The organism is Pseudomonas sp. Sample_14 (assembly GCF_004307515.1).
Lineage (GTDB): Bacteria > Pseudomonadota > Gammaproteobacteria > Pseudomonadales > Pseudomonadaceae > Aquipseudomonas > Aquipseudomonas atacamensis.
In genome coordinates this window covers 1-2,865 of record NZ_RCOC01000006.1, presented here as the reverse complement: position 1 = coordinate 2,865, position 2,865 = coordinate 1, and the positions used below count along the sequence as shown (strand labels likewise).

The window sequence follows — 2,865 nt, the reverse complement described above, 5'->3', positions numbered from 1 at the left end:
GAGTCTTTCTGGTAGCTCTTGAACACGAACGGCCCGGTGCCGATCGGCTTCTGGTTGATGTCGCTCGGCTTGCCGTCGGCCAGCAGCTTGTCGGCGTATTCGGCAGACAGAATCGAAGCGAAGCTCATGGCGATGTTCTGGATGAACGCGGCATCGACGCTGTTGAGCGTGAACTCCACGGTCAGCGGCCCGGTCTTCTCGACCTTGGCGATGTTCTTGTTCAGGCTCATCCCGTTGAAGTACGGAAACTCGGTGGGATACGCCTTGCGGAACGGCTGTTGCGCATCGAGCATGCGAGTGAACGTGAACACGACATCGTCAGCGTTGAAATCGCGGCTCGGCTTGAAGTAAGGGGTTGTATGAAATTTCACGCCTTCACGCAGGTGAAAGGTGTATTTCAGGCCATCTTCGGAAATGTCCCACTTGGTCGCCAGGCCCGGCACGACATTGGTCGCGCCTTTTTCAAACTCGACGAGGCGGTTGTACAGCGGCTCGGCGGCGTCGTTGTCGGTGGCCGTCGTGTACTGCGCGGTATCGAAACCCGCCGGGCTGCCTTCCGAGCAAAACACCAGGCTGTCGCTGGCGGCGTAGCTTGCAGACGTGGCGGCCAACAGGCCGGCGCCCAACAGTGCGGAAAAAATCAAGGTATGGCGCATGACGCTCCCTCTTTTTAGTGTTGTGCAATGCGTCAGGGTCCCTATCCCGGGACTTTCTGGTCGCATTGAGCTCAATCCAATACGTACGGCAAAACCGGTGGCCCACGCAGACACTGGTCAGTACGCGACGGTAGGCACCGTGCCTCTGGCAGTAAATACGTAATTGCCTTAATGCTCGTAGGAAAAGTCGACGCGCCTATACCGAAGCAATCATCTGCGGCGGATTTGGGTGTAGGCCTTTTCCTTTTTTCCCGGTAGATAAAGTAACGGCGACGTCAGAAACGCCGCCGTTGCAATGTCTTACTTGCTGACGCTGACGCCGTAGAAGGAATTCAGGCCAAATGGGCTGATCTTGAAGTCCTGCACGTTGGCGCGCATGGGTTGATACACCGTCGAGTGAGCGATAGGTGTCATTGGAACTGCATCTTTGAGGACGTGTTGCGCCTGTTTGTACAGCTCGGTGCGCTTGCCCTGGTCAGTAGTGCGTTTGGCTTCTTTCACCAGGCCGTCGAACTTCTTGTCGCACCACTTGGAGAAGTTGTTGCCGCTCAGCGAGTCGCAGCCGAACAGAACGTTGAGCCAGTTGTCCGGATCACCATTGTCACCGCTCCAGCCAATGATCATGGCCTGGTTCTCGCCACCTTTGGAACGCTTGATGTACTCGCCCCACTCGTAGCTGGTGATCTTCACTTTCAAGCCGATCTTGGCCCAGTCGGACTGGAGCATTTCAGCCATCAGTTTGGCGTTCGGGTTGTACGGACGCTGCACCGGCATCGCCCACAGGACGATCTCGGTACCTTCCTTGACGCCGGCTTCCTTGAGCAGCTGTTTGGCTTTCTCAGGATCGTACTTGGCATCCTTGATGGTGGTGTCGTAGGACCACTGGGTCGGCGGCATGGCGTTGACGGCCAGTTGGCCAGCGCCCTGGTAAACCGAATCGATGATCTGCGGCTTGTTCACGGCCATGTCCAGCGCCTGACGCACGCGCAGGTCAGCCAGCGGGTTGGCCTCGTTGCTGCCCTTGACCTTGTCCATCACGTTGTAAGCGATGTAGCCGAGGTTGAAGCCAGCCTGATCCGGCATCTTCAGCGACTTGTCTTCTTTCAGCGCTTTCAGATCGGCCGGACGTGGGAACAGGGTGACCTGGCACTCGTTCTTTTTCAGCTTCTGGATACGCACCGACGGGTCGGTGGTGATAGCGAAGATCAGGTTGTCGATCTTCACGTCTTCAGGTTTCCAGTAATCCTTGTTGCCGGTGTAACGGATGTTCGAGTCTTTCTGGTAGCTCTTGAACACGAACGGGCCGGTGCCGATCGGCTTCTGGTTGATGTCGGCGGCTTTGCCATCCTTGAGCAGTTGGGCCGCGTATTCGGCGGACTGCACGGAAGCGAAGCTCATGGCCATGTTCTGGATGAACGCGGCGTCGACTTCTTTCAGAGTGAACTTGACGGTGTGGTCGTCGACTTTATCGATCTTGGTGATGTTGGTGTCCATCCCCATGTCGGTGAAGTACGGGAATTCGGTCGGGTAGGCCTTACGGAACGGGTCGTCCTTGTTGATCATGCGGTTGAACGTAAACAGCACGTCGTCGGCGTTGAATTCACGAGTCGGCTTGAAATACGGGGTGGTGTGGAACTTGACGCCTTCACGCAGGTGGAAGGTGTAAGTCAGGCCATCGTCGGAAATGTCCCACTTGGTCGCCAGACCAGGAATCACGGCGGTGCCGCCGCGCTCGAACTGGGTCAGGCGGTTGAACATGGTTTCGGCTGAGGCGTCGAAGTCGGTTCCGGTGGTGTACTGGCCTGGATCAAAACCGGCCGGGCTCCCTTCGGAGCAGAACACCAGGTTAGTCGCAGCGGTGGCGAAAGGTGCGGAGGCTAACAAGCCTGCGCCGACTAGAAACGGAATGACCGCGTGTTTAAGCATGTTGGCCTCATGATTTGTTGTCATTTTTTAGTTGTGAGGTACGACCTCGTGAGTCGTGCCTGCGGATACTTATGCAGGCCCCATACCCAATGCAAGATCCAGAGCGGTCGGCGGCGTTAAACGGTGGCACGAACGTACCTTAATGTCGCATCCGTATAACTTTTGACGCATTTGACCGTTTGCGGGTGGTTTTTGCGGTGCATTCGCGGCACTGAAATGGTGCGCCGGTCTTGTTCTGTGCGCTTGGGTGGGGCTTGGTGTTACTTATTTATACCCTTGGGGA

The 2,865-nt window shown here is 56.6% G+C and carries 2 protein-coding genes; both read right to left on the bottom strand.

What is annotated here, in order from left to right; translation table 11 throughout:
* The coding region (locus D8U61_RS01260) for an ABC transporter substrate-binding protein (protein ID WP_241663586.1) at positions 1 to 656 on the bottom strand (656 nt) is incomplete at its 3' end.
* Between the two features lie 300 nt (positions 657 to 956).
* Positions 957 to 2,582, bottom strand: a complete 1,626-nt coding sequence (locus tag D8U61_RS01255) for an ABC transporter substrate-binding protein (RefSeq protein WP_016771716.1) — start codon at positions 2,580 to 2,582, stop codon at positions 957 to 959.
* Positions 2,583 to 2,865 lie beyond the last annotated feature (283 nt).